Origin of the sequence: Pseudomonas sp. BN102 (assembly GCF_029871245.1) — a bacterium.
Lineage (GTDB): Bacteria > Pseudomonadota > Gammaproteobacteria > Pseudomonadales > Pseudomonadaceae > Metapseudomonas.
This window is the reverse complement of sequence record NZ_SSON01000062.1, coordinates 35,142-59,782: the sequence shown is the minus strand read 5'-3', so window position 1 is coordinate 59,782 and position 24,641 is coordinate 35,142. Positions and strand designations below refer to the sequence as shown.

The 24,641-nt window shown below is 60.4% G+C and carries 24 protein-coding genes and 1 pseudogene; 13 read left to right on the top strand and 12 right to left on the bottom strand.

Annotated elements, in window-relative coordinates; genetic code table 11:
• The first annotated feature begins 93 nt into the window (after positions 1-93).
• The 5 genes from E8F12_RS12405 to fdhA all read left to right on the top strand — a co-directional run bounded on the left by E8F12_RS12405 (position 94) and on the right by fdhA (position 6,534).
• Positions 94-420, top strand: coding sequence for a sarcosine oxidase subunit delta (locus E8F12_RS12405; RefSeq protein ID WP_044871165.1), 327 nt, complete (start codon positions 94-96; stop codon positions 418-420).
• Positions 417-3,434 (top strand): sarcosine oxidase subunit alpha, encoded by a 3,018-nt coding sequence (locus E8F12_RS12400; RefSeq protein WP_280325541.1) that lies wholly within the window; start codon positions 417-419, stop codon positions 3,432-3,434. The genes E8F12_RS12405 and E8F12_RS12400 overlap by 4 nt, the downstream gene beginning before the upstream one ends.
• Positions 3,427-4,056: a sarcosine oxidase subunit gamma family protein gene (gene soxG / locus E8F12_RS12395; protein WP_280325540.1), complete on the top strand. Its 630-nt coding sequence runs from the start codon at positions 3,427-3,429 to the stop codon at positions 4,054-4,056. Before E8F12_RS12400 ends, soxG begins: the two co-directional genes overlap by 8 nt.
• A 168-nt stretch (positions 4,057-4,224) precedes the next feature.
• The gene (gene purU / locus E8F12_RS12390) at positions 4,225-5,088 is read left to right on the top strand and encodes a formyltetrahydrofolate deformylase (protein WP_280325539.1); all 864 of its coding nucleotides are present in this window, start codon (positions 4,225-4,227) and stop codon (positions 5,086-5,088) included.
• 246 nt (positions 5,089-5,334) lie between these two features.
• The gene (gene fdhA, locus E8F12_RS12385; protein ID WP_280325538.1) at positions 5,335-6,534 is read left to right on the top strand and encodes a formaldehyde dehydrogenase, glutathione-independent; all 1,200 of its coding nucleotides are present in this window, start codon (positions 5,335-5,337) and stop codon (positions 6,532-6,534) included.
• 278 nt (positions 6,535-6,812) lie between these two features.
• On the opposite strand, the gene E8F12_RS12380 is transcribed toward fdhA, so the two are convergent.
• The 10 genes and pseudogenes from E8F12_RS12380 to E8F12_RS12335 form a co-directional block, all read right to left on the bottom strand.
• Positions 6,813-8,066 carry a flavohemoglobin expression-modulating QEGLA motif protein gene (locus E8F12_RS12380; RefSeq protein WP_280325537.1) on the bottom strand — a complete coding sequence of 418 codons (1,254 nt, stop codon included), beginning with the start codon at positions 8,064-8,066 and terminating at the stop codon, positions 6,813-6,815.
• Between the two features lie 298 nt (positions 8,067-8,364).
• Positions 8,365-8,577 carry a helix-turn-helix transcriptional regulator gene (locus E8F12_RS12375; protein WP_280325553.1) on the bottom strand — a complete coding sequence of 71 codons (213 nt, stop codon included), beginning with the start codon at positions 8,575-8,577 and terminating at the stop codon, positions 8,365-8,367.
• A gap of 33 nt (positions 8,578-8,610) precedes the next feature.
• Positions 8,611-8,976: pseudogene (locus E8F12_RS12370) on the bottom strand (autoinducer binding domain-containing protein); the annotation flags it as partial.
• 223 nt (positions 8,977-9,199) lie between these two features.
• Positions 9,200-9,730, bottom strand: a complete 531-nt coding sequence (locus tag E8F12_RS12365) for an N-acetyltransferase family protein (RefSeq protein ID WP_280325536.1) — start codon at positions 9,728-9,730, stop codon at positions 9,200-9,202.
• Positions 9,720-10,580, bottom strand: coding sequence for a diaminopimelate epimerase (dapF, locus tag E8F12_RS12360; protein ID WP_280325535.1), 861 nt, complete (start codon positions 10,578-10,580; stop codon positions 9,720-9,722). The genes E8F12_RS12365 and dapF overlap by 11 nt, the downstream gene beginning before the upstream one ends.
• Positions 10,581-10,590: 10 nt before the next feature.
• Positions 10,591-11,523 carry an N-acetyl-gamma-glutamyl-phosphate reductase gene (gene argC, locus E8F12_RS12355; protein ID WP_280325533.1) on the bottom strand — a complete coding sequence of 311 codons (933 nt, stop codon included), beginning with the start codon at positions 11,521-11,523 and terminating at the stop codon, positions 10,591-10,593.
• 20 nt (positions 11,524-11,543) lie between these two features.
• Positions 11,544-12,620, bottom strand: a complete 1,077-nt coding sequence (locus E8F12_RS12350; RefSeq protein ID WP_280325532.1) for a pyridoxal phosphate-dependent aminotransferase — start codon at positions 12,618-12,620, stop codon at positions 11,544-11,546.
• 23 nt (positions 12,621-12,643) lie between these two features.
• Positions 12,644-13,447, bottom strand: coding sequence for a ThiF family adenylyltransferase (locus tag E8F12_RS12345; protein WP_280325531.1), 804 nt, complete (start codon positions 13,445-13,447; stop codon positions 12,644-12,646).
• A gap of 17 nt (positions 13,448-13,464) precedes the next feature.
• Positions 13,465-14,151 (bottom strand): 2OG-Fe dioxygenase family protein, encoded by a 687-nt coding sequence (locus E8F12_RS12340; RefSeq protein WP_280325530.1) that lies wholly within the window; start codon positions 14,149-14,151, stop codon positions 13,465-13,467.
• Positions 14,152-14,163: 12 nt separating this feature from the next.
• Complete coding sequence (locus E8F12_RS12335; RefSeq protein ID WP_280325528.1) at positions 14,164-15,204, bottom strand: iron-containing redox enzyme family protein; 1,041 nt, start codon at positions 15,202-15,204, stop codon at positions 14,164-14,166.
• A gap of 575 nt (positions 15,205-15,779) precedes the next feature.
• Here E8F12_RS12335 and E8F12_RS12330 point away from each other — a divergent pair.
• Together E8F12_RS12330 and E8F12_RS12325 are read left to right on the top strand one after the other, a co-directional pair.
• A complete protein-coding gene (locus E8F12_RS12330; RefSeq protein WP_280325527.1) occupies positions 15,780-16,439 on the top strand; it encodes a glutathione S-transferase in 660 nt (219 codons plus the stop codon).
• 307 nt (positions 16,440-16,746) lie between these two features.
• On the top strand, positions 16,747-17,445 hold the full coding sequence (locus E8F12_RS12325; RefSeq protein ID WP_280325526.1) for a DUF2780 domain-containing protein: 699 nt from the start codon (positions 16,747-16,749) through the stop codon (positions 17,443-17,445).
• 26 nt (positions 17,446-17,471) lie between these two features.
• Here the strand turns inward: E8F12_RS12325 and E8F12_RS12320 are convergent, their stop codons facing one another.
• A complete protein-coding gene (locus E8F12_RS12320; protein ID WP_280325525.1) occupies positions 17,472-18,365 on the bottom strand; it encodes an acyltransferase in 894 nt (297 codons plus the stop codon).
• Positions 18,366-18,566: 201 nt separating this feature from the next.
• Here E8F12_RS12320 and E8F12_RS12315 point away from each other — a divergent pair, with 201 nt between their 5' ends.
• The 6 genes from E8F12_RS12315 (at position 18,567) to E8F12_RS12290 (ending at position 23,800) form a co-directional block, all read left to right on the top strand.
• Entirely contained in the window at positions 18,567-19,079 is a 513-nt protein-coding gene (locus tag E8F12_RS12315; RefSeq protein WP_280325523.1) for an ATP-dependent zinc protease, read from the top strand.
• 58 nt (positions 19,080-19,137) lie between these two features.
• Positions 19,138-19,824 (top strand): two-component system response regulator CreB, encoded by a 687-nt coding sequence (gene creB, locus E8F12_RS12310; RefSeq protein WP_280289278.1) that lies wholly within the window; start codon positions 19,138-19,140, stop codon positions 19,822-19,824.
• Positions 19,824-21,254 (top strand): two-component system sensor histidine kinase CreC, encoded by a 1,431-nt coding sequence (gene creC, locus E8F12_RS12305; protein ID WP_280325522.1) that lies wholly within the window; start codon positions 19,824-19,826, stop codon positions 21,252-21,254. The genes creB and creC overlap by 1 nt, the downstream gene beginning before the upstream one ends.
• A gap of 185 nt (positions 21,255-21,439) precedes the next feature.
• On the top strand, positions 21,440-21,874 hold the full coding sequence (locus E8F12_RS12300; RefSeq protein ID WP_280325521.1) for a CBS domain-containing protein: 435 nt from the start codon (positions 21,440-21,442) through the stop codon (positions 21,872-21,874).
• A gap of 245 nt (positions 21,875-22,119) precedes the next feature.
• Positions 22,120-23,469, top strand: a complete 1,350-nt coding sequence (creD, locus tag E8F12_RS12295; RefSeq protein ID WP_280325519.1) for a cell envelope integrity protein CreD — start codon at positions 22,120-22,122, stop codon at positions 23,467-23,469.
• Positions 23,470-23,482: 13 nt separating this feature from the next.
• Positions 23,483-23,800: a hypothetical protein gene (locus E8F12_RS12290; RefSeq protein WP_280325518.1), complete on the top strand. Its 318-nt coding sequence runs from the start codon at positions 23,483-23,485 to the stop codon at positions 23,798-23,800.
• A gap of 104 nt (positions 23,801-23,904) precedes the next feature.
• Here the strand turns inward: E8F12_RS12290 and E8F12_RS12285 are convergent, their stop codons facing one another.
• Complete coding sequence (locus tag E8F12_RS12285; protein WP_280325517.1) at positions 23,905-24,528, bottom strand: glutathione S-transferase family protein; 624 nt, start codon at positions 24,526-24,528, stop codon at positions 23,905-23,907.
• Between the last annotated feature and the right edge of the window lie 113 nt (positions 24,529-24,641).

Genomic DNA, 24,641 nt, shown 5'->3' with positions numbered 1-24,641 from the left:
CGCGGGAGAGGGGGCCCGAAGGGCGGGAGAGGGTGGTTCGGCGAAGTGCCACCGCCTCTTCCCCCAACGGAGACGAACCCGGAGGTTCCAAACATGCTGCACATCTTCTGTCCCTACTGTGGCGAGCTGCGCTCCGAAGAGGAATTCCACGCCAAGGGCCAGGCGCACATCCCGCGCCCGCTCGACCCCAACGCCTGCACAGACGAGGAGTGGGGCGACTACATCTTCTTCCGCGACAACCCGCGCGGCATCCACCACGAGCTGTGGGTGCACTCCGCCGGCTGCCGCAAGTACTTCAACGCCACGCGCCACACCGTGAGCTACGAGATCCTCGAAACCTACAAGATCGGTGAGAAGCCCACTGTCACCGAGGCCAACGTCGGCGAGAAGAAAGCCGCGACCGCAGGAGTAACGGCATGAGCCAGGTCAACCGTCTTCCCAAGGGCGGCCGCGTCGATCGCAGCCAGCCGCTGACCTTCACCTTCAACGGCGAGAACTACCAAGGATTCGCCGGCGACACCCTGGCCGCCGCGCTGCTGGCCAACGGCGTCGACATCGTTGGCCGCAGCTTCAAGTATTCCCGCCCGCGCGGCATAGTCGCCGCCGGTGCCGAAGAGCCCAACGCCGTGCTGCAGCTCGGTTCCACCGAGAATGCCCAGGTGCCGAACGTGCGTGCCACCCAGCAGGCCCTGTACGCGGGTCTGGTGGCCGCCAGCACCAACGGCTGGCCGAGCGTGAACAACGACGTCATGGGCATCCTCGGCAAGGTCGGCGGCAAGATGATGCCGCCCGGGTTCTACTACAAGACCTTCATGTACCCGCAGAACCTCTGGCTGACCTACGAGAAGTACATCCGCAAGGCCGCCGGCCTCGGGCGTTCGCCGCTGGAAGTCGACCCTGACATCTACGACCACATTAACCAGCACTGCGACGTGCTGGTGGTCGGCGCCGGCCCGGCCGGCCTCGCCGCCGCCCTGGCCGCTGCTCGCAGTGGTGCCCGCGTGATCCTGGCTGACGAACAGGAAGAGTTCGGCGGCAGCCTGCTCGATACCCGCGAGACCCTGGATGGCAAGCCCGCCGCCGAGTGGGTCGCCCAGGTCATCGCCGAGCTGGAGAAGCTGCCGGAAGTGACCCTGCTGCCGCGCGCAACGGTGAACGGCTACCACGACCACAACTTCCTCACCATCCACCAGCGCCTGACCGACCACCTGGGTGAAGTCGCCCCCCGTGGCCAGGCCCGTCATCGCGTGCACCGCGTCCGCGCCAAGCGCGTGGTGCTGGCGGCCGGCGCCCACGAGCGTCCGCTGGTGTATTCGAACAACGACGTGCCGGGCAACATGCTCGCCGGCGCCGTCTCCACCTACGTGCGCCGCTATGGCGTGGCCCCGGGCCGTCAGCTGGTGCTGTCGACCAACAACGACTACGCCTACCGCGTGGTACTGGACTGGCTCGATGCCGGCCAGCAGGTGGTGGCCGTGGCCGATGCCCGCAGCAATCCGCGCGGCGCCTGGGTGGAAGAAGCCCGCGCTCGTGGCGTGCGTATCCTCACCGGCAGCGCCGTGGTCGAGGCCCGTGGCAGCAAGCGTGTCAGTGGTGCTCGCATCTGCGCCATCGACCTGAAGAGCCACAAGGTCACCAGCCCGGGCGAAGTGGTCGATTGCGACCTGATCGTCAGCTCCGGTGGCTACAGCCCGGTGGTGCACCTGGCGTCCCACCTGGGCGGCAAGCCGACCTGGCGTGACGACATCCTCGCGTTCGTCCCCGGCGAAGGCTTCCAGAAGCGCATCTGCGCCGGTGCCGTGAACGGCGTGTTCGGCCTGGGTGACGCCCTGGCCAATGGCTTCGAAGCCGGCGCCAAGGCCGCTGCCGAAGCCGGCTTCAAGCTGGTCGCTGGCACCCTGCCGAAGACCGAGAAGCGCAAGGAAGAAGCGACCGTGGCGCTGTTCAAGGTGCCCCACGACAAGCCCACCTCCCGCGCGCCCAAGCAGTTCGTCGACCTGCAGAACGACGTGACCTCCGCCGGTATCGAGCTGGCCACCCGCGAAGGCTTCGAGTCGGTCGAGCACGTCAAGCGCTACACCGCGCTGGGCTTCGGTACCGACCAGGGCAAGTTGGGCAACATCAACGGCCTGGCCATCGCGGCCGAGTCGATGGGCATCAGCATCGCCGAGATGGGCACCACCATGTTCCGCCCGAACTACACCCCGGTGACTTTCGGCGCCGTCGCCGGCCGTCACTGCGGCCACCTGTTCGAGCCCAAGCGCTACACCGCCATGCACCGCTGGCACCTGGCGCAGGGCGCCGAGTTCGAGGACGTCGGCCAGTGGAAGCGCCCGTGGTACTTCCCCAAGCGCGGCGAAGACATGCATGCCGCCGTGGCCCGCGAATGCAAGGCCGTGCGTGACAGCGTGGGTATCCTCGACGCTTCCACCCTGGGCAAGATCGACATCCAGGGCCCGGATGCACGCGAGTTCCTCAACCGCGTTTACACCAACGCCTGGACCAAGCTGGACGTGGGCAAGGCCCGCTACGGCCTGATGTGCAAGGAAGACGGCATGGTCTTCGACGACGGCGTGACCGCCTGCCTGGCCGAGAACCATTTCGTCATGACCACCACCACCGGCGGCGCCGCCCGCGTGATGGAGTGGCTTGAGATCTACCACCAGACCGAATGGCCGGAGCTGAAGGTGTATTTCACCTCGGTCACCGACCACTGGGCCACCATGACCCTGTCCGGCCCCAACAGCCGCAAGCTGCTGGCCGAAGTCACCGACATCGACCTGGACAAGGACGGCTTCCCCTTCATGAGTTGGAAGGAAGGCCTGGTGGGTGGCGTACCGGCGCGGGTGTTCCGCATCTCCTTCACCGGCGAACTGTCGTACGAAGTCAACGTGCAGGCCGACTACGCCCTGGGCGTGTGGGAGAAGATCGTCGAGGCCGGCAAGAAGTACAACCTGACTCCTTACGGCACTGAGACCATGCACGTGCTGCGGGCCGAGAAGGGCTTCATCATCGTCGGCCAGGACACCGACGGTTCGGTGACCCCGGACGACCTGAACATGGGCTGGTGCGTCGGCCGCAGCAAGGCGTTCTCCTGGATCGGCTGGCGTGGCATGAACCGCGAGGACTGCCAGCGCGAAGACCGCAAGCAGCTGGTGGGCCTCAAGCCCCTGGACCCGAACCAGGTCCTGCCGGAAGGCGCCCAGCTGGTGTTCGATCCGAAGCAGTCCATCCCGATGAAGATGGTCGGCCACGTCACCTCCAGCTACATGAGTTCGACCATGGGCTATTCCTTCGCCATGGCCGTGGTCAAGGGCGGCCTGAAACGCATGGGCGAGCGCGTGTTCGCGCCGCTGGCCGATGGCAGCGTGATCGAAGCCGAAATCTGCAGCTCCGTGTTCTATGACCCGAAAGGGGATCGCCAGAATGTCTAACGTGAACGTCTACAAGCAGCGCCCCGAAAAAGCCCCGGCCGAGTCGCCGCTGTTCCACGCCGGTCTCGACGAGCTGGCGCGCAAGGGCAAGAGCAGCGCGGGCGTGGTCCTGCGCGAGAAGAAACTCCTCGGCCACCTGGTGATCCGTGGCGACGCCAAGGACCCGGCCTTCGCCGGCGGCGTGCACAAGGCCCTCGGCCTGGAGCTGCCGGTGGCCCTGACCCTGGTCGCCAACGGCGACACCTCGCTGCAGTGGCTCGGCCCGGACGAGTGGCTGCTGATCGTCCCGAGCGGCCAGGAGTTCGAGACCGAGCAACGCCTGCGCAAGGCGCTGGACGGCCAGCACATCTCCGTGGTCAACGTCAGCGGCGGGCAGACCATTCTCGAACTCTCCGGACCCAAGGTTCGCGAAGTGCTGATGAAGTCCACGTCCTATGACGTGCACCCGAGCAACTTCCCGGTGGGCAAGGCGGTGGGCAGCAACTTCGCCAAGTCCCAACTGGTGATCCGCCACACCGGCGAAGACACCTGGGAACTGCTGGTGCGCCGCAGTTTCGCCGACTACATCTGGCTCTGGCTGCAGGATGCCAGCGCGGAGTTCGGCTTGGCAGTGAAAGCGTAATCGGAAGGGGGCTACGGGTAGGTTGGCGCTGAGCGCAGCGAAGCCCAACGACCGGTTCGCAGAACCGGCTGCCACAGCCCCTGGTGAGCACCAGGGAGCGCTGCGCGCTCCTTGTTGGGCTTCGCAAGCTCAGCGCCAACCTACGTTGGTGTACCCCGGGAGATAGAGATGAGCCGCACCCCCGATACCTGGATTCTCGCCGCCCAATGCCCGAGCGTGCTCGGCACCGTGGATGCGGTGACGCGCTTTCTCTTCGAGCAGCGCTGCTACGTCACCGAGCACCATTCCTTCGATGATCGGCTGTCGTCGCGCTTCTTCATCCGCGTCGAGTTCCGCCAGCCGGACGACTTCGACGAGCAGGCCTTCCGCGCCGGCCTGGACGAGCGCCTGGCGCCCTTCGACATGCAGGTGGAGCTGACCCCGCCGGGCTATCGCGCCAAGGTGGTGCTGATGGTCTCCAAAGCCGACCACTGCCTGAACGACCTGCTCTACCGCCAACGCATCGGCCAGCTGGAAATGGACGTGGTAGCGGTGGTCTCCAACCACCCGGACCTGGAGCCCCTGGCCCGCTGGCACGGGATTCCCTATCACCACTTCCCCCTCGACCCCAACGACAAGCCGGCGCAGGAGCGCAAGGTACTCCGTGTGATCGAGGAAGCCGGCGCCGAACTGGTGGTGCTCGCCCGCTATATGCAGGTGCTCTCGCCGGAGCTGTGCAAGAAGCTCGATGGCTGGGCGATCAATATCCACCACTCGCTGCTGCCCGGCTTCAAGGGGGCCAAGCCTTACCACCAGGCCTACCAGAAGGGGGTCAAGCTGGTGGGGGCCACGGCGCATTACATCAATAACGACCTGGACGAGGGCCCGATCATCGCCCAGGGCGTGGAGTCGGTGGACCACGCCCACTACCCCGAAGACCTGATCGCCAAGGGCCGCGACATCGAGTGCCTGACCCTGGCCAAGGCCGTCGGCTACCACATCGAGCGCCGCGTGTTCCTCAACGCCAACCGTACGGTGGTGCTCAACGCATAAGGCTTTTCCCCCTCTCCCTTCAGGGAGAGGGCTGGGGAGAGGGTGCCCCTTCTTCCGGTAGCAGTTCGTAGGGTGCGCCGTGCGCACCTTGGGAACCCATTGGTGCGCACGGCGCACCCTACTTTCACGGAACCCGCCCCTGCCAGGTTTCACCGGCGGATTCCGGCAACAGATGCAAGCTCCAGTACAAGGCCGCGTGGCCGTGGGTCACGCCTTTGTGTTCACAACAACAACGGAGAATTACGCATGTCTGGTAATCGTGGTGTCGTTTATCTCGGTTCGGGCAAGGTCGAAGTCCAGAAGATCGACTATCCGAAGATGCAGGACCCCCGCGGCAAGAAGATCGAGCACGGGGTGATTCTGAAAGTCGTTTCCACCAACATCTGCGGCTCCGACCAGCACATGGTGCGCGGCCGTACCACCGCCCAGGTCGGCCTGGTGCTCGGCCACGAGATCACCGGTGAGGTGATCGAGAAGGGCAGTGACGTGGAAAACCTGAAGATCGGCGACCTGGTTTCCGTACCCTTCAACGTCGCCTGCGGCCGTTGCCGTTCCTGCAAGGAGCAGCACACCGGCGTCTGCCTGACTGTCAACCCGGCGCGTGCCGGCGGCGCCTACGGCTACGTCGACATGGGCGACTGGACCGGTGGCCAGGCCGAGTACGTGTTGGTGCCTTACGCCGACTTCAACTTGCTCAAGCTGCCGGATCGCGACAAGGCCATGGAGAAAATCCGTGACCTGACCTGCCTCTCCGACATCCTGCCGACTGGCTACCACGGCGCGGTCACCGCCGGCGTCGGCCCAGGCAGCACCGTCTACGTCGCCGGTGCCGGCCCCGTTGGCCTGGCCGCTGCGGCTTCCGCCCGCCTGCTGGGTGCCGCGGTGGTCATAGTCGGCGACGTCAACCCGGTGCGCCTGGCTCACGCCAAGGCCCAGGGCTTCGAAATCGCCGACCTGTCCAAGGACACCCCGCTGCACGAGCAGATCGCCGACCTGCTGGGTGAGCCGGAAGTGGATTGCGCCGTCGACGCCGTGGGCTTCGAAGCCCGCGGCCATGGCCATTCCGGTGCCCAGCACGAAGCACCGGCCACCGTGCTCAACTCGCTGATGCAGGTCACCCGTGTGGCCGGCAAGATCGGTATCCCCGGCCTCTACGTCACCGAAGACCCGGGGGCGGTGGATGCCGCCGCCAAGATCGGCAGCCTGAGCATCCGCTTCGGCCTCGGCTGGGCGAAATCCCACAGCTTCCACACCGGCCAGACCCCGGTGATGAAGTACAACCGCGCACTGATGCAGGCGATCATGTGGGACCGCATCAACATCGCCGAAGTGGTGGGCGTGCAGGTCATCAGCCTGGACGACGCGCCGCGTGGTTACGGCGAGTTCGATGCCGGCGTGCCGAAGAAATTCGTCATCGACCCGCACAAGACCTTCAGCGCCGCCTGACCCACCGTCCTACCCCGACGCCGTGGGTGTGACAGCCGCGGCGTCTGTCCCTCAAGGGGCCCTTCGGGGCCCCTTTTTTTTCTTTCTCCCCTCTCCCTCCGGGGCGAAGAGGCACGCTTTCGGAAGCATCGCTTCCGGTGCCGATGAGCGCCTGAGCGCGTAGCGATCAGGCCGGGGCGCAGGGCGGGGGCCGGGGGAGAGGGAAGCCCGGTGCGAATGGATGTCACCCTCTCCCCAGCCCTCTCCCTGGAGGGAGAGGGGGTTATCCGTGCCACACCTCATTCCTCCTCCAACTCCACGAACCGCTCCAGGCTGACCACATCCAGCTTGATCCGCCCGACAAAGGCGGAGAACGCCAGGGTCGCCGCCAGGCGGCGAAGGTCGGCCGCCCAGGGCGGGACGAAGCGCGGCTGTACCAGCCATCCCGATTCGAACAGCGGCGCCAGCCGCACCACATCGCCTGCCGTCAGGCGCCCGGCGAACAGTTGGCGCAGCAGCTCGGGGCGGTTGTCGCGCACCGCCACCCGCAACAGGGTGTGCACGCCGAGCATGCCGATCACGTAGCAGGCGTCCTTGGTAAAGGCGCCGCCGCCGCGCACATCGGTGCCGCGGAACACCCGCTGGGTCGAGCGGAAGGATTCCTCCTCCGACTGTCCGGCCTCCAGGAACCCCTTGAACACCTCGATGAAATCGGCGCCGTCCAGGGCCTGTTGCACAGCTACCACCCGCAGGGCGATACGTCGCAGGCGCTGGATATCGATGCTGCCGGTGAGCAGCTCGGCGAGCATGGCGATGCCTTCCTGGGTCAGGGTGGTGCGCGGCGCGCCCAGGGCCAGGCTGGTCAGGCGCGGCTGGGCACGGCCGTTGAGGGCGGTGCCGACGTGGACGAAGGCTTCGTGCTGCAGCAGCTGGGCCTTGTCCAGCTCGGAGAAGCGCGCCGAGGCCCGCAGGCGGATGCGCGTGGCGCCGGCGATGGCCTTGGAGGCGAGGTCCGGGTCCAGCACCACGCGCACCTGGCCGGGGCCAAAGAAGCGATCCACTTCGGTACGCATCCAGGCGGCGAAGTCCTCGGCCGGGATGTCCGCTTCGGTGGCGGGGATCTGCCGGCTGTCGAGCAGGGCATCGGTGGTCTCGAGGAAGAAGCGCGCCGCGTCCAGGGGTGTCATCTTCTGGCGTTCGTAGTAATGGTCCGGGCGCTGGTAGAGGCGCGCGGAATAGTCGGTGAAGGCCGGCGTGCCGATGGCGCCGAGCATGTGCCCGGCGAAGGCATAGCTGCGCGCAGTGGCGGCGAGGAAAGCCCCGGCGGGATGGCCGCTGTCGCACTGGTTGGCGAGGGTTTCCAGGGCTTCGATCTCTGTACCGTGGTCACGGGGTTTCAGCGACACATCCGGTAGTTTCGGACGACCGGCGTGCCAGTCGGCGAGGAAGCGTTCCTCGATGCCGTCGGGCCAGGCGATGGCGTCGAGTACGCGAATCCTGCGGGCCAGGCCGGGGAGGGCGGCATCGAGTTCGGCGAGGCGGGTTTCGCTCATGGCAGCGGACCAGGGAGGGTGGTTCTTGAAGGCTAGTCCACGGTGGGGGGCCTGTTTTCGACCTTGTGCGGGTGGAATAGGTCGATCGACTGCGCTATTACAAATCTGCACGACGGATCTTCAAGCAAGCGCACTGGTTGTTGCTGCGCAATCCGCGAATCTGCGCAAACCTGGGCAGCAGCTACATGTAGCTTGAGGGACTTCAATCCCTCAGTGACAAACAATCCGCTCAGATACGTGCTGTGATCAAACTCAAATTCCGGAACCGTGGCAGTTACACCACTTATCCTCCTTGATGTCAGATGATGCCTAACAAGACTGCTTTGACTGCGGCAGCTGTTCTATTGGTGACGTCCATTTTTTGAATGATGTTTACAACGTGGTAAGTGACGGTTCTTTCGGTTATACCAAGTAACTGTGCTATGATTTCTCCATTTTTTCCGTCGGCAATCCATTTCAGTATCTCTATTTCCCGCAAGCTCAACTCCTCATGAAGACGTGGAGGGTTCATGGGCATCAGCACCTCCGATACGCAGGCATGCACCTCTCTGACCAGAAATGACATCTTGGCTTCTTTACTCTCCAACTCTTTTGGGGATATAGGCAGCGCGCCGCGTGATAACGAGACGAATCCCTTGCTGCTTGGTGTTGCCCAAGAGGACTGCGTCCATCCATAACGAAGTCCAAATGCTTTTGCATGCTCGTACAGTGCCCTGTTTGAACTGAAACTTTGCTCGGACCAAATTATTGGGGAGTTGGAATTTAAGCAATGCTTGATAATGGGGTCGGATGCGAAGTAATTATTCTGATCGTATTCCTTGTTCCAGGCGTCGGGGTAGTTATTCAGCGTGACAACACGGGGTGCGGTAATGGATATTGAATAGCGCAAGCGGTAGGATATAAACTCGAATCCGAGTTCGGTGGATTTTTTTTAGAATTTCAAGAATGGCCGAGGTGTCTCTTTTTTTGACGGCGTCGTAGAGATCCGAAATAGATGAAGTCATATAACGTCCTGTTACTTGTTGTTTTAAAACTTAGTTTAAGTCTGTGGGACAACACAAGATATTTATATTGTGGTGCGTGGGGTTTGATAAATTTTGTCATGCTGAAGCACTGGCGCAGCTGGCGACTGGTCAATTCGCAGGCGGTGAAAGGTGGATGCCCAGCATGATGAGGTCAAAATCCTGATTCCTCACTTTCGCGACCTTGGGGAAATAGCCCCAGCGCTCGAATCCAAATTTTTGGAACAAACGGACACTGCCTGTGTTGTGTGCAAAAGCCGTGGTGGCAAATGTATCTATACCCAACGCTGAAGCCTGATTGATGGCGAAATCCAGCAGTAAGGATCCCACGCCCTTTCCTTGATACTGTGGGTGTATGTACACGCCCATATCCGATGTTCTGAAGTACCCTGGACGTTCGTTCATGAAGTAAGACAGCGCAAGGTAGCCGATTGCCCCCTTCCTGCTTTCAGCGGTGTTTTCAGCTACCCACACAGGACGCCGGCTACCGATATGTGAGGCAAGCCAGTCACGCCATTGCTCAGCGGGGACAGGGGAGACATCGCAGGTACTATTGCCCTCAGCAACGGCAAAATTGTAGATCGCAACAATGTCTTCCAGATCCGACATGAGCGCTGGACGCAGTTTGATATCAGCAGGCATGAGCAATCGTATTCTCGAAGTCAAGCGAGAAGAAACCGGAGCACACTTGTGAAACAGACCCAGTCAATGTCGTGCTGCCATCTCGATCCAGAAATAGCAACACATTGCCACCGGGCATCTTGACCAGGGCACTATCCTCTACCAGGCCCATTTCGAAGCACACGGCCATGGCTGCACAGGCACCGCCCCCGGATGCTTGTGTAAGCCCGGCTCCTGGCTCCCAGCACGTAAGTTTTATACAATTATTCTGAATCGATTTCGCAAGTAGTAGATTGGAACGTGGGGGCAGTATATCCAGTGCGTTTATTTCAGGGACGAGCGTTTCCAGTTCAAGTGTATTGGCGGAGCGAGGAATAAGTACGCCGTAGGGGTTTGCGATGTTCACACAGGACAGTGAAAACTCATGACCCGCCAGTGTGACCGGTTCATTGAATATCATCTTCGGAGGTTGCCCGTCTGATGCGCTATTTTTGAGTTCGAATGCATAGTTTCCCATATTTACCACGAACTGGTTGCCCGAGGAGGTTTTATGAACCTCTATGGGGTTCTTTTCTGGGAGTAGCGTGATGTGTACGGTATTGGCTTGACAGTAATCGTGGTCAATAAGATAGCGAGAGAAAATGCGCAGGCCGTTACCGCTTCTGGAACATGTGCTGCCGTCGGCATTGTAAGTGAACAGTCCAAGGCTTTCTCCTTTCAGGTGAGGGCCATGTAAAATTCCGTCGGCACCAATACCTGTTCGGCGATCGCAGATTTTCTTGATGTTTTCTGGAGTCATCGGGAGGGTTAATTTATTCGGGTCGATGACAATGTAATCATTGCCTTGAGCGGTGTACTTTATGAAGTCCATGTCCATTACCCTAGTATGTAATACCTTGATTTTCCGGAAGTGCTAGCATGATGTTCATGTTTTGAATGGCCGCGGTTGCTGCACCTTTGCCGAGGTTGTCGAGTTTGGCGAGTAGCACCAAGCGGCCAGTCTTATAAAAAGAGTGGTCCGCGAGAACATGGAAAAAAATGGTATTTGACCCCGCTTTAACCTGGGTGTCGATTGTTGATCCGATCATAATTTGGGAGACAGTTACAAATGGCTCATCAGCATAATAAGAAGTCAGTGTTTGCAAAATCTTCAAAGCGCTGGAGAAATTTATCTGGTGCAGTGGGATCATTACGACCATGCCTTGGTAGAAATTTCCAACGCTGGGAAGAAATATCGGGGGATTCTTCAAGCCGCTGTAGGAGATAATTTCCGGTAAGTGCTTATGTGCGAGTTCAAGGCCATAGAAGACCATATCTCCAGTCCTGCCAGGGGCTTTGTGTTTTTCTATCATGGTACTACCACCACCGGAATAACCAGATACCGCATGGATCGAGATCTGTGCGTCTCGGTCAATCAGTTGGTGTTGGATCAATGGTCTTAGCAGTAATATTGCAGCTGTTGCAAAACAACCTGGATTGGCAACCAGACGTGCGTTCGCGATCCGTTGCCGTTGGTTTGTGCAAAGTTCTGGCAAGCCATATGTCCAATTCTCTGCCGTCCGATGACATGAACTGGCATCAATGATTCGGGTCGCCGTCTCTTGAGCAATCAAAACTGCCTCCCGCGCAGCTGCATCGGGTAAACACAGTATGCTGATGTCAGCTTTAGCCATCAGATCTCGTTTGGCCGCAGGATCTTTTTTGTATTTTTCATCAATGCGCAATATCTCCACCCCGGGGTGATTATCCAGTTGACTACGGATCTTTAGGCCGGTAGTTCCATTCTCGCCGTCAATAAAAATTTTTTTCAACATTTCGAAATTCCGCTATAGGGCTAATACATCGAGAGAGGGAAGCGAAATTGTTTTTTTATTCTTCGCAAACCCTCTTTTAGCTCTTCCAGGGGCCGCGCGAAGGTCAGTCGCATACCATGGTGTTGCCCAAAGAGTTCAGCGGGCATGGTCAAAACACGTTCTTTCTCAAGTACACGGCGGCAGAATGCCAGTGAGGACTCGGACGTGGTCAAATGTGCCCAGCAGAATGGCGTATCTTCCGGGGGAACTAACTCGATCATAGGAAAACAATTTTTTGCCCATTGCTCGAGTGCCTCGAAGCCGGCTTGACAAAGCTGTCTATAGACTTGGATTCGCTGGTCATGCTCCTCAAGTATCTGAAGAGCGATACGTTCGCACAGCACAGAGTTGGAAATGGTTGTGAAGTGTTTGTAATTCATGGCGTTATCAATGAGCTCTTTCTCGCCACATAACCAACCTATTCGAAGCCCAGGGGCGCCATGGATCTTTGATATTCCTGAGCTTACGATTACATTCTCTGATCGCCCAGCCAACGATTCACGCGGATCGACTAGATACTCCTCGTCGATAATTAAATATATACCGCGTTTACGACTGATATCGAGAATCGCTGTGAGTTCTTCAGGTTGTATTTTTTTGCCCGTCGGATTGCACGGATTGTTTAGGATAATGGCTCTGGTGTTGACCGTCAGTGCCTGCTTAATGGCATTCGAGGTAACCTTGAGGTCGCGGTTGTAGTCGAGTATGGATACGTCACATGCGATGTCCTGAGGGACTCGCCATGCTTGTTTCCAGCCCGGAGCGAATGTGATGACATGATCTCCTGGGCGAAATAGTGTGCGGTAAAGAAGGTACAGCGCCTCTTGCGCACCATGTGCAATACCAACCGAAGAAATCCCCATGCCATAGTGCGCTGCTATTTTATTTCGCAACGCTAGGGAACCGCGATCTGTACCGTAATCCAACGCGGTCCGGGCAACAATTGGCAGGAACTGTTCAATGGTTATGCAGGGGGCATTGCTGTCCCCCAAATCAATATCGTAGTTGCCTAGAGCCTCTCTAAAAACCCAGTCTTGCATGCTGTGAGAACGATCCATCGTTGCTATCACCTTGAATGAGATTATGAGCGTTGGATCTCGTTGAACGCATTGGCCCGCAGGTCGAATTCGTAGCTGTGCGGCACAGGCTTGAGATGGAAGTCCATTTTTAGTAGCAGCATCAGTGCAAGCATCGAGCCGAACGAACTTGCCATCAGACAGGTGGCACTCAGTGACGCGACTTTCCTTGCAGAAAAATCAAGTTGGGGCGAATCGATGTAGCGTTTGTGCAAGGCTGAGGGGGTCAGCGACGCTCCAAATTTCCGCAGGTTGTTTTCTTCGCTGGCTTGAGGGTCAATGTCTGCATAATCTTCGAAAGTCATGCTGTTTGGCATGAAAATGTGCGCCGTTACACCAAAAGCGACCGGGCAGCAGAGTACGACAGGGATATTTCTGCGGCGCGCTTCTTGGTAAAGGAGTACACGGGGTTTGATCACGAAAAAGTCTAAGGTGTCACAGATTACGTCGACACCGTCGAGGTATTCATCGACATTGGATTCACTCAGGAAGTCAACGCTATTCACTTGGATAGCGGGGTTGATGCAATGGAGTCGCTCGGTCAGCACCTCGGACTTCTTTCGGCCAATCGTTTGGGTCGAACAGCCGAACTGGCGATTCATGTTCTCAGGGCCGAAGGTATCGGCATCGGCGAGGTTAATAGCGCCTACACCCATCCGGACCAAGCACTCGGCGTAGGTATAACCGGTTCCGCCACAGCCTGGAATTGCAACTCGCTTTCCTTCCAGGGTCCGCATGTCAGCCTCGCTAACCAGACCAATCATACGGCTGAAAAGTACGTCACGGCTAAAGATAGTCTCATTGCTCATCAGGGCATTCCTTGTATCTATAAAGTTGTAGATTCAATCACTTTATTTTCGAACTCTTCTCCATGCCAGCGTTCGGCCCAGGGAGAGAATGCGACCACAAATATGTCCCGATAACCGGTTTCTTCAAGCGCAGTTATTTCGGTAACGTCATGCAGAAGTGTTTGGTCGTTCAACAAGGCAGCCTGACCTTCCCATACCGTTCCGACATAAAATGGTGTCGTATCCTGAGGGGTTCTGTAGAGTTTCATGACTGCACCCTGAATGCCTTCACGTTTAACCACGCCGATCATCACGAAAGAATGACCATCGCGGTGGCGCCCCTCAGGCACCGTGATACCTTCTAATGAAGGTGTGACGATAACCCGGTATTGATGGACATTAATTTGCCAGTCATGTGAAGGATCAAGAGGTATGCAGGTTGCGGCCTGTTCTATATAGGGGGTGAAGTCAACCTCCAGAGGCTCGTAGAACCGCTTGATACCACCGGAAACCGGGTTGTATTTGGAGAAAGTCATGTAAGGGCGATGTTCAAGCTTTTCAAAACTCCATCGTTCTTTAAATAACATTCGGTACTGTGAAAAACGTCTGAAGCGGTTTCCACTCCCCATGTACGGGTCCGCGACCAGACGTGAGTAGCTTTCAATAATCTCGTTGCTGAACGGGGCCAGTTTTATGATTTGGTAATCCTGCTTCATCACAGACATGCTCTTCTCCATTCAGACGGCCAGCGGGGTGGGGGTTGAAAGTTTTTGCATGAGCTCGTCTAGGTAACGCGCCGACGAGTTGATGCGCATGAGTGCGCCTTTAGCTATCTCTTCGCCGATGCGTGGGTCTTGCTCGACCAAAGGTGCGACAACGTTATTGAACCAACCATTGGCGTGTTCGGTGTCGATGTAGATATGCAAGTTGTGGTACTTCGCACCCTCGACGGGTAAGTTGTTGCGCTTCCAGGCTTTGACTACGTGTTTGAAACGACGTGGTGCGAGGTATTCGGTTACGCCAAAATACCCTACGGCCTTATAGAAGTGGCGTCGTGACAAGGCGAGACAGGCACTGAGGTTTCCCGACGCTATCGAATTGGTCAGCATATTGTGGGAGAGGTCATGGGGTGTGATGCCGACCGCTTCCAGTGTCTCTGAAAATATTCTCGAATGAACCTCGGCGGACTGGCCATTTCCCATCTCGTCAAAGTAGTTTTTGGCGAGTTCCATTTTTTGGTCAACGGGAAGCCCGACTTGCATGAAGGCGAGAATGTCGTCAAATCGCGGATCCAGATTTGTTTCCTGGATTAAGTAGTACTTTAAGTCCTCGGCGGTAGCGCGCTCACTGAGAAATTCAGTATAGAATTCATGAACGCTTGAAGGGCATTGTGAAATCAGTTTTTTCAGCCATTTTACGTACTGTGTACCTTGTTCTGGATAATCCAGTGTGCTGGTCGGACCGATTTCTCGAATCTCATGTTGAAGCATGGAATTTTCGAGGATGGATAGTATTTCGCCAAGTGCCGGGCGTGTATCCATATCAATTTGTTCGAACTGGATGCATTCGAATTCATGGCGGTATATCAGGGCCAAACACTGATGAAGCTGTGTCAGGGCATGGTCGTCCTGTTCGCTGTAGGCGCGGGTGGCAAGAACTCTTGCTGCGAGACAAAGTTGCTCGCGCTGCGCAGGGTTGTCGTTGGCTGAAGACCATTGTTCTTTCGAGTCCCAGGCGGATTTTAACCACGCCTTTAGGTTGACGACTTTTTCATTCATTACGATATTCCTTGTTGGTGTGTAGTGAAATTAATGGCTTAGGGATTTAGAAAGCACGGGTGCTAACTTGGCCAGTTGCGTATTAATTTCCAAGACATCAATGAAGTAAGGGTCTGTCAGGTCCGGAGGCAGGATAGCGTCTACAGGGCATTCAGGTTCACACACACCGCACTCGATACAAGTCTTCGGACAAATGATCAGCTGCATTGGTACTTCACGGAATGCATCCACAGGACATACATCAACACACCGCGTTGATTTACACGATACGCATTCAGCAGTCACCACATATGGCATAAGACATTCCTTCGTCATGTCAGCGCTTGGCACTAATTTGGTCGTTATCCACCGGGTGCCGATGGATATATAGTTTCGTGATGGAGGAGGTTCGTCACCTGTAGAAAACTACAGCTTTGTTGTTGCATGGCTGATAGGCTTGTTTAAATTTTTATGTTGGTCTTTTATTTGTGTGCGCAAAATCTGATTAATTTGTCAGTGCTGTCTGATAGTTGATTTTGCACGTCCATCGAGAGCTGCTAGTATTCTTCTTTATAAGGATATCCAAAGGAGCACTTATGTATCGTCTTTACTACTCGCCAGGTGCCTGTTCGCTGGCGGCACATATACTTCTGGAAGAACTTGAGTTGCCTTTCGAACTGGAGTTGCGTTCTGCATTGAAAGGCGTTGGGACCCAGACTCCTGAATACTTGTCGATCAATCCCAAAGGCCGAGTACCCGCTCTGCAATCAAGTTCAGGGAATATCGGTGGCGTCAGCGGTGTCCTGACCGAGCTGCCGGCCATATTGCTTTTTCTTGCTTTTCAGCATCCCGAAAGCAATCTCGCTCCACGCGAGCCTGGAGCGCTGGCACGTTGTGTTGAGTGGTTGAACTGGTTGTCGGGAACCGTTCATACGCTGGCATACGGCCAGATCTGGAGGCCTCAGCGAGTCATTGAGGATCCGGCGTGCTTTCCCGATGTCATGGCCAAGGGGATGAAGAATGTCGCGCGGGACTACGCCTTCATCGAACATCAGTTGAAGGCAATGCCCCTCCCTGAAACCTACACCATCGTTCATCCCGTGCTTCTGGTGTTCTGGCTTTGGGGCAAATGGATCAATCAGGATATGAACGGAAAGTATCCGGTGTGGGCCCAAACCATTCGCCTTGTCATCGAGCGACCGGCTGTTCGTCGAGCGTTGGCCACCGAAGGTATTGATCTGAGCCTCTTCACTTGATCACGCAGCCCGGTGCAATTCGCTGGATGCGATCGAGATTTCGGTGTTCGCCAGGGCATGCATTCAAATGCCTTCTCCGGCACTGGTATCACCCCGCAGTGGTTCAATTCCCCCGGGCACCTCGACAGGTAGAGCATCTATCCATGAAACCCCTTTCTGTGTGGGGCAAGCGGGTCTCAGGTTGAGGTTGCATCAAACTGACGGAATGCCGGGAACGACAACCCGGCCGTCGCAGTCATATTGCCGAGCCTCCGCTCACCTGCCGGTACGCAGTGTTCCGGCAAGGATCTTTCCTCGAGGTCGACCTATGCACACTCCCCGAAGCCTGACCCTGGCCGTCCTGCTCAGCCTGGCCGCCAGCCCGGTGTTCGCCGTCACCCTGGGCGATGTCGTCGCCGCTGCTGCCGCGAGCGGTGCGGGCAGCCAGGAGGAAAAGGGGCCGGGTATCGCGCCGGCGGAGTCGGCTGCGATGCTCGAGCAGTTGGGCGGCCAGTTGCAGATCACGCCGGAACAGGCCCTGGGCGGCGCTGCGGCGCTCTTCGGCCTGGCGCGCAACAACCTGCCGGCTGACCAGTTCGCCCAGCTGGACCAGGCGGTGCCGGGCGTCGGCATGCTTACCGACCCCAATACCCAGGGCCTCTTGAGCAGCATCGGCGGCCTGCTCGGCCAGCAGCCGGGCAATGGTCTGGGTAGTGGCCTGGGCAATCAGGCCGGCATATTGGCGGGGCAGCAGATGAACAGCATGGCGGATGTCAGCCAGGCCTTCGGCACCATGGGCATGGATAGCGGCCTGATCGGCCGGTTCGCCCCGCTGATCCTGTCCTTCCTCGGCCAGCAGGGCCTGGCCAATTCGCTGCTGCAGAGCCTGAGCAGCCTTTGGCAATGGACCGTGCCGCCGGTGACCCCGGGGTTGCAGCAGGCGCCGGTCCAGCAAACGCCAGTCCAGCAGGCCCCGATCCAGCAGGTTCCGGTGCAACCGGCGCCGGTGAGTGGCATTTCGACCTGAGCTGTGGAGAGGTAGGCCTTTTGGGCCTACCCCTCCAGTTCCGCGCTCAGCTTGCTGATGCGCGCATCTTTCTCGTGCCAGAGCCGGCTGACCCAGGCCTGGACGTACTGACGGAATTCCGGGTCGTTCTCGTAATCGCCCTGCCAGAGTGCCGGGTCCAGCTCGAGGGTCCGGATGTCCATGATGACCTGCGACACCTGGCCGCTCAGCAGCGCCCAGAAGCCGGGCACGCCATTGCCCGGGTAGACCAGGGTGACGTCCAGCACGGCATCCAGCTGTTCGCCCAGGGTCGCCAGCACGAAGGCCACGCCGCCGGCCTTGGGCTTGAGCAGGTGCCGATAGGGTGATTTCTGATTGGCGTGCTTGGTGGGGGTGAAGCGGGTGCCTTCGAGGTAGTTCACCACGGTCACCGGCATGCGCTTGAACTTCTCGCAGGCGGCCTTGGTGATTTCCAGGTCCTTGCCTTTCATCTCCGGATGCTTTTCCAGAAAGGCCTTGCTGTAGCGCTTCATGAAGGGATAGTCGAGGGCCCAGAAGGCCAGGCCGAGCAAGGGTACCCAGATCAGCTCCTTCTTCAGGAAGAACTTGAAGTAGGGCGCCTTGCGATTGAAGGCCTGGACCAGCGCCGGAATGTCGACCCAGGACTGGTGATTGCTGATCACCAGGTAGGACGTGTCCTTGCGCAGGCCTTCGCCGCCGCGGATGTCCCAGTGGGTGGGGGTGAAGCTGGCGAAGACGCGTTTGCAGTTCTCCGCCCAGGTTTCGGCTACCCACATCACGCCTCGGGAGCAGGCATCCTTCAGGTGCTGGCCAGGCAGGACGAACTTGAGCAGGGCGATGGCCAGCATGGGGCCGATCAGGGTCAGGGTGTTGAGCAGAAGCAGCAGGGTGGTGGCGATTCCGGTCAGCAGTGCCTGCATGGGGCCTCGTCCTCGTGCGCTTGATTGCGCGCCATGATACGCAGTCGTCGATGACGCGACGAGCGGTTCTCTCGCGGCCGGGCCTTGCCCGTTCCCGGGGGGCGGGTATGCTTCTGGGCAGCCCGCTGCCTCGCCGATGGCGAACCTTTTACCCATCCGCTCAGTCCCAGAACCGTACCCCCTGAATCAGGAGATGGTGTCTTGAAATCCGTTATCGCTCTGCTTGCCCTGGTGGCGCTGCCCGCCCTCGCCGCCCAGGAACCCACCCTCTATGGCCGCTACGAATACGTGCGCCTGCCGGAGATTGGCCAGACCTTCAAGGCCAAGATGGACACCGGCGCCCTCACCGCCTCGCTCTCGGCCAAGGACATCGAGCGCTTCAAGCGCGACGGCGAGGACTGGGTGCGCTTCCGCCTGGCCACCAAGAATGCCGACGACACGCTGTTCGAGCACCGCCTGTCGCGCATCAGCAAGATCAAGAACCGCGCCGACGAACTGGGCGATGAAGACGAAGCACCCTCGGCCGAGCTTTCCAAGCGCCCGGTGGTGGATATGGAAATGTGCCTGGGTGGCGTCAAGCGCACCGTGGAGGTCAACCTCACCGACCGTTCGAGCTTCAACTACCCACTGCTGATCGGCGCCAAGGCCCTGCGCGAGTTCAAGGCCGCCGTCTACCCCGGCCGCAAGTTCACCGCCGGCCAGCCCCAGTGCTGATTGACTGAGTGAAAACCTTGCGGCACCTTGCCCGTCACTTCCATGCGCCGGGACGCCCATGCCGCACATCCTCATCGTCGAAGATGAAGCCGCCATCGCCGACACCCTGATCTACGCGTTGCAGGCCGACGGCAACGCCACCACCTGGCTGAGCCTCGGCGGCCCGGCGCTGGAGCTGTTGCGCCAGCAGCCGGTGGACCTGGTGATCCTCGACGTCGGCCTGCCGGATACCAGCGGCTTCGAACTGTGCAAGGCGCTGCGGCGCTTCTCCGAGGTGCCGGTGCTCTTCCTCACCGCGCGCAATGCCGAGATCGACCGGGTCGTCGGCCTGGAAATCGGCGCCGACGACTATGTGGTGAAGCCCTTCAGCCCGCGCGAAGTGGCTGCGCGGGTGCGCGCCATCCTCAAACGCACCGCGCCTCGCGAGCCGGCCTCCGCACCCGCCGCCAACGGGCCCTTCCAGGTCGACGGCGAGCGGGTGCGCATCCACTACCACGGCCAGCCGTTGGGCCTGACCCGCCATGAGTTCCGTCTGCTCCAGGCGCTGCTGGCGCAGCCCGAGCGGGTATTCAGCCGCGAGCAGTTGCTGGACGCTCTGGGCGTGGCCAGCGAGGCCGGCTACGAGCGCAATATCGACAGTCACATCAAGAGCCTGCGTGCCAAGCTGCGCCAGGTGGCGCCGGCCGCCGAACCCATCCAGACCCATCGCGGCCTGGGCTACAGCTATTCGCCGGACCACGCCTGATGCCGCTGGGCATTCGCATCTTCCTGGTCTACTTCCTTTTCGTCGGCCTCGCCGGCTGGTTCGTGCTCAGCACGGTGATGGAAGAGATCCGCCCCGGCGTGCGCCAGTCCACCGAAGAGACCCTGGTGGACACCGCCAACCTGCTGGCGGAAATCCTCCGGGACGAGGTGCGCGCCGGCACCCTCGACCAGGGCCGCCTGCCCGAACTGCTGCGCGCCTACGGCCAGCGCCAGCCGGAAGCGGATATCTGGGGCGTGCGCAAGAACCGGGTCAACCACCGCATCTACGTCACCGACGACAAGGGCATCGTGCTGCTGGATTCCAGCGGCGCGGCGGTGGGCCAGGACTATTCGCGCTGGAACGATGTCTACCTCACCCTGCGTGGCCAGTACGGCGCTCGCTCCAGCCGGGAAGACCCGAGCGACCCGGATTCCTCGGTCATGTACGTGGCCGCGCCGATCCGCGACGGCGAACGGATCATAGGCGTCGTATCGGTTGCCAAGCCCAACGCCTCGCTGCAGCCCTACATCGAGCGTTCGCAGACGCGCCTGACCTGGCTCGGCGCCGGGCTGATCGGTCTCGGTCTGCTAGTGGGCGGGCTGCTCTCCTGGTGGCTCAGCCGCGCCCTGCGCCGGTTGCGCGACTACGCCCAGGCGGTGAGCGAAGGCCGGCGCGCCGAACTGCCGCGCATGAGCGGCGGCGAGCTGCGCCAGTTGGCTGCCGCTGTGGAGCGCATGCGCACCCAGTTGGAAGGCAAGGCTTACGTCGAACGCTACGTGCATACCCTGACCCACGAGCTGAAAAGCCCGCTGGCGGCCATCCGTGGCGCCGCCGAGCTGCTGGAGGGGGAAATGCCGGCCGAGCAGCGGCAGCGCTTCGTGGCCAATATCGGCAACGAGGGCGCGCGCCTGCAGCAGCTGATCGAGCGCCTGCTCAACCTGGCCCGGGTCGAGCAGCGCCAGGGCCTGGAAGAGCGGGTCCCGGTGGGCCTGCATGATCTCGCCGAGGAACTGCTGCAGGCCCAGGCAGCTCGCATCCAGGCGGCCGGACTCAGGGTGGAGAACCGCGTTGCGCCAGGACTGTGCGCCTTGGGCGAGCGCTTCCTGCTCAGCCAGGCCCTGGCCAACCTGCTGGACAACGCCCTGGACTTCATCTCGGCCGGCGGCCTGCTGCGGCTGGAGGCCGAGCGGCGCGGCCCCTGGCTCGAATTGCGCCTGTTCAACCAGGGCGAACCCATCCCCGAGTTCGCCCTGCCGCGCCTCACCGAACGCTTCTACTCCCTGCCGCGCCCCGCAACGGGGCGCAAGAGCACGGGGCTTGGCCTCAATTTCGTGCAGGAAGTGGCCGGGCTCCACGGCGGCGAACTCGAGGTTCGCAACCGCGACGACGGCGTTCAGGCCTGTCTGCGACTGCCTGTCGTCGCGGATTGACATGCGGCCGCCGCCCGGCGACGCCGGCCGCTTGCGCCTTCGGCTATACATTGACCAGGACGACGCCCTGACTTTTGGCGGGTGTCGCCATTGTGCAATCAGATTTTGGCTTGATTCTTGATGCGGCCCTGATCAGAGCGCCGAGCTTCGACTACAAGAAACACAGGCCCTTCAGGAGCTGCCGGATGAAAACTGTCGCCGAGATTCTCAAAACCAAGTCCCATACCCGGATCTTCAGTGTCGACCCCACGACCACTGTGCTGGAAGCCGCCCTGCTGATGGCCGACAAGGACATCGGCGCGCTGGTGGTAATGCAGGGTGGCGAACTGGTGGGCATTGTCACCGAGCGCGACTTCGTGCGCCGCGTCGCGGCGCTGGAGCGCTCGGCCTACGCCACCACCATCGAAGAGGTGATGACCTCCAACCTCTTCGTGGTGACCCTGCGCGACAGCAACCAGTACTGCATGCAGCTGATGACCGAGAAGAACCTGCGCCACCTGCCGGTGCTGGACGACGGCAAGCTGGTGGGCCTGTTGTCCATCCGCGATCTGGTGCGGGACATCACCGCCGAGCAGGAAAGCCTGATCAATCACCTGGAGCAGTACATCCGTGGGGCGTAGCCCGCGGCAGAGGAATTGCCCGCTTCCTTGTGGGGGCGAATTCATTCGCTAAGCAGGACGCAGTCCTGCCCTCCGAGTCCCCGGGGCAGCTGCGCTGCCCTAAGCGAATGAATTCGCCCCCACAGAAGACCTGCCAATCACGTCCTTGCCCCCCACCCAATCCCCACACAATCTCCACATTTCCCCCATCGGCCCACCTCGGGCGCTCCCCAGACTCTCCCCATCCCAACACAAGGAGAGTCGCCATGACCCGCACCCTGGGTTTCAAGCTGGGCATCATCGCCCTGCTGATGTTGTTGCTGATGATTCCACTGCTGCTGATCGACGGCCTGATCGATGAGCGCCAGCTGGCGCGCGATGGCGTGCTGGCCAACATCGCCCAGAGTTCCAGCTACAGCCAGCGGATCACCGGGCCGATCCTGGTGGTGCCCTACAAGCGCACGGTGCGCGAATGGAAGACCTATGAGCAGACCGGCCAGCGCCATCTCGAAGAGCGCGAGGTGAGCAGCCGGCTGTACTTCCTGCCCGAGCGTTTCAGCCTGGTCGGCAGCGTGGATACCGAACTGCGCGCCCGGGGTATCTACAAGGCGCGGCTGTACAAGAGCGACAGCCAGATCAGCGGGCAGATCCTGGTGCCGGCCAATTACGGGATCGGCGAGAACCTTGCGGATTACCGCTTCGAGCAGCCCTTCCTGGCGGTGGGCATCAGCGATATCCGCGGCATCGGCAATGCGCTGAAGCTGCGCCTGAACGGCCGGTCCCTGGACTTCCAGCCCGGCAGCGGCGATCGCCTGCTGAACGGCGGGGTGCACGTGCCCCTCGCACCCTTGCAGGCCGCGGCGCCGCAGAGCCTGGACTTCGCCTTCGACCTCAAGCTGCAGGGCACCTCCAGCCTCAGCATCACCCCGGTGGGCCGTGATTCGCGGGTGGAGCTGAGTTCTCCCTGGCCGCATCCGAGCTTCATCGGTGAATTCCTGCCCAGCGAACGCAGCATCGGCGCCCAGGGCTTCAGCGCAATCTGGCAGACCAGCTTCTTCGCCACCAACCTGCAGGAGGCGCTGGCCGACTGCGTGAGGCAGGGCCAGTGCAACGCCTTCAACTCGCGGGATTTCGGGGTGAGTTTCGTCGACCCGGTGGACCAGTACCTGAAGACTGACCGCGCGATCAAATACGCCTTGCTGTTCATCGCCCTGACCTTCGCCGGCTTCTTCCTGGTGGAAGTGCTCAAGCGCCTTGCGGTGCACCCGGTGCAGTACGGCCTGGTTGGCCTGGCCCTGGCGTTCTTCTACCTGTTGCTGCTGTCTCTCTCCGAGCACCTGGAGTTCGTCCTGGCCTATGGCATCTCGGCGGCAGCCTGCGTGGCGCTGGTGGGTTTCTACCTCTGCCACGTGTTGCACAGCTGGGTGCGCGGCGGCGGTTTCACCCTGGGGCTCGCGGCGCTCTACGGAATGCTCTACGGCCTGCTCAGCGCCGAGGATTACGCGCTGCTGATGGGCTCGCTACTGGTGTTCGGTCTGCTCGCCTGCGTGATGGTGCTGACCCGCAAACTGGACTGGTACGGCGTCGGCCGCAACCTGCCGGCCACCGGCAACTGAGGAGGCGACGGACATGCGTGTACTGATGCAATTCGGCGGCTGTTTCGTCCTCGGCCTGGCGATCTCGATACTGCTGCTGGGGGGCCTGCTGCTAGCCGGCGCTTCAGGCTGCATCGAGCTCTGGCTGTTCACCGGCAAGCCCCTGGCCAGCCTGGCCCTGGGGCTGCTGCCGGGAGGTTTCTGGCAAGGGCTAACCGGACTGGTCGATGCGGCCCGCAACCCGGCGCTGCGCACCTTCCTCGAACTCTGCGCGGCCCTGGGGCAGTGTGCACTGCTGCTGGCGGCTGGCTTCTTCCACCTCTGGTACCGGCGAACGGGAGGTGCGCAATGAGGCTGATAGGGTTGCGTGACGATCAGGCGTGCGGTGCGGCGTTGGCGGCGAAGCTGGACAAGCTGTTCGGCGCCTGCCTGCCCCGCCCGCGCAATGGCTCGGGCTCAGTGCGCCGGAGCCGTGGCCTGCAGCGAGGGTCGCTGGCTGGCCGCTGAGTACCATGCGGCGAGTTTCGGGCAGTCGCGGCGCCAGTTGAGGTCGGGCATGCGGAAGTCCAGGTAGCCCAGGGCGCAGGCGGCGCTGATGGCGGCCACATCGAAGCGTTCGTCCAGTTCGTCGGCGGCCTGCTCGAAGGATTCCAGGGCGCGGTCGATCTTGCTGCACTGCCCCAGGACCCAGTCGTCCCAGCGCTTGTCTTCCGGGCGCAGGTAAGTTTCGTAGCGCACCAGGATGGCGGCATCCAGCACCGCATCGGCCAGGGAAGCCAGGGTCAGGCGACGCCAGCGCGCCGCACCGTCGCGGGGGATCAGCGGCTCGCCGCCGTGCTGGTGGTCGAAGTAGTCGAGAATCACCCGGCTGTCGTGCAGGACGCTGCCATCGGCCAGGCGCAGCGCCGGGATCTTGCCCGCGGGGTTATTGTCGTTCAGCTCCGCACTGGGGTTCAGCGGAGTCAGGGTGATGCCGTGCAGGGCCACCGAGTCGAGCTGGCCGGTCTCGTGCAGCAGCACCATGACCTTGCGGACGTAGGGCGAGGTGGGGGAGAAGAAGAGGGTCAGGCTGGCGCTCATGCGAAGTCCTCGGCAGCTGCAGCGGTCTATTGGGGCAGTTATACCGCATTGGATTGCCGCCGGGCAGGCAAGTGCGGAGGCGCGCTTCCCACTTTGAATGACTCTCTCGCAAG

What these genes read in the sequence shown, in the direction of transcription:
- E8F12_RS12330 (WP_280325527.1), top strand. Translation starts at nt 15,780, where the DNA reads ATGTATCGTCTTTACTACTCGCCAGGTGCCTGTTCGCTGGCGGCACAT.
- E8F12_RS12290 (WP_280325518.1), top strand. Translation starts at nt 23,483, where the DNA reads ATGCGTGTACTGATGCAATTCGGCGGCTGTTTCGTCCTCGGCCTGGCG.
- fdhA (WP_280325538.1), top strand. Translation starts at nt 5,335, where the DNA reads ATGTCTGGTAATCGTGGTGTCGTTTATCTCGGTTCGGGCAAGGTCGAA.
- E8F12_RS12300 (WP_280325521.1), top strand. Translation starts at nt 21,440, where the DNA reads ATGAAAACTGTCGCCGAGATTCTCAAAACCAAGTCCCATACCCGGATC.
- creD (WP_280325519.1), top strand. Translation starts at nt 22,120, where the DNA reads ATGACCCGCACCCTGGGTTTCAAGCTGGGCATCATCGCCCTGCTGATG.
- E8F12_RS12380 (WP_280325537.1), bottom strand. Translation starts at nt 8,066, where the DNA reads ATGAGCGAAACCCGCCTCGCCGAACTCGATGCCGCCCTCCCCGGCCTG.
- E8F12_RS12285 (WP_280325517.1), bottom strand. Translation starts at nt 24,528, where the DNA reads ATGAGCGCCAGCCTGACCCTCTTCTTCTCCCCCACCTCGCCCTACGTC.
- E8F12_RS12400 (WP_280325541.1), top strand. Translation starts at nt 417, where the DNA reads ATGAGCCAGGTCAACCGTCTTCCCAAGGGCGGCCGCGTCGATCGCAGC.
- creC (WP_280325522.1), top strand. Translation starts at nt 19,824, where the DNA reads ATGCCGCTGGGCATTCGCATCTTCCTGGTCTACTTCCTTTTCGTCGGC.
- E8F12_RS12365 (WP_280325536.1), bottom strand. Translation starts at nt 9,730, where the DNA reads ATGCCTGCTGATATCAAACTGCGTCCAGCGCTCATGTCGGATCTGGAA.
- soxG (WP_280325540.1), top strand. Translation starts at nt 3,427, where the DNA reads ATGTCTAACGTGAACGTCTACAAGCAGCGCCCCGAAAAAGCCCCGGCC.
- purU (WP_280325539.1), top strand. Translation starts at nt 4,225, where the DNA reads ATGAGCCGCACCCCCGATACCTGGATTCTCGCCGCCCAATGCCCGAGC.
- E8F12_RS12335 (WP_280325528.1), bottom strand. Translation starts at nt 15,204, where the DNA reads ATGAATGAAAAAGTCGTCAACCTAAAGGCGTGGTTAAAATCCGCCTGG.
- E8F12_RS12325 (WP_280325526.1), top strand. Translation starts at nt 16,747, where the DNA reads ATGCACACTCCCCGAAGCCTGACCCTGGCCGTCCTGCTCAGCCTGGCC.
- E8F12_RS12350 (WP_280325532.1), bottom strand. Translation starts at nt 12,620, where the DNA reads ATGGATCGTTCTCACAGCATGCAAGACTGGGTTTTTAGAGAGGCTCTA.
- creB (WP_280289278.1), top strand. Translation starts at nt 19,138, where the DNA reads ATGCCGCACATCCTCATCGTCGAAGATGAAGCCGCCATCGCCGACACC.
- E8F12_RS12375 (WP_280325553.1), bottom strand. Translation starts at nt 8,577, where the DNA reads ATGAACCCTCCACGTCTTCATGAGGAGTTGAGCTTGCGGGAAATAGAG.
- E8F12_RS12345 (WP_280325531.1), bottom strand. Translation starts at nt 13,447, where the DNA reads ATGAGCAATGAGACTATCTTTAGCCGTGACGTACTTTTCAGCCGTATG.
- E8F12_RS12340 (WP_280325530.1), bottom strand. Translation starts at nt 14,151, where the DNA reads ATGTCTGTGATGAAGCAGGATTACCAAATCATAAAACTGGCCCCGTTC.
- argC (WP_280325533.1), bottom strand. Translation starts at nt 11,523, where the DNA reads ATGTTGAAAAAAATTTTTATTGACGGCGAGAATGGAACTACCGGCCTA.
- dapF (WP_280325535.1), bottom strand. Translation starts at nt 10,580, where the DNA reads ATGGACTTCATAAAGTACACCGCTCAAGGCAATGATTACATTGTCATC.
- E8F12_RS12405 (WP_044871165.1), top strand. Translation starts at nt 94, where the DNA reads ATGCTGCACATCTTCTGTCCCTACTGTGGCGAGCTGCGCTCCGAAGAG.
- E8F12_RS12320 (WP_280325525.1), bottom strand. Translation starts at nt 18,365, where the DNA reads ATGCAGGCACTGCTGACCGGAATCGCCACCACCCTGCTGCTTCTGCTC.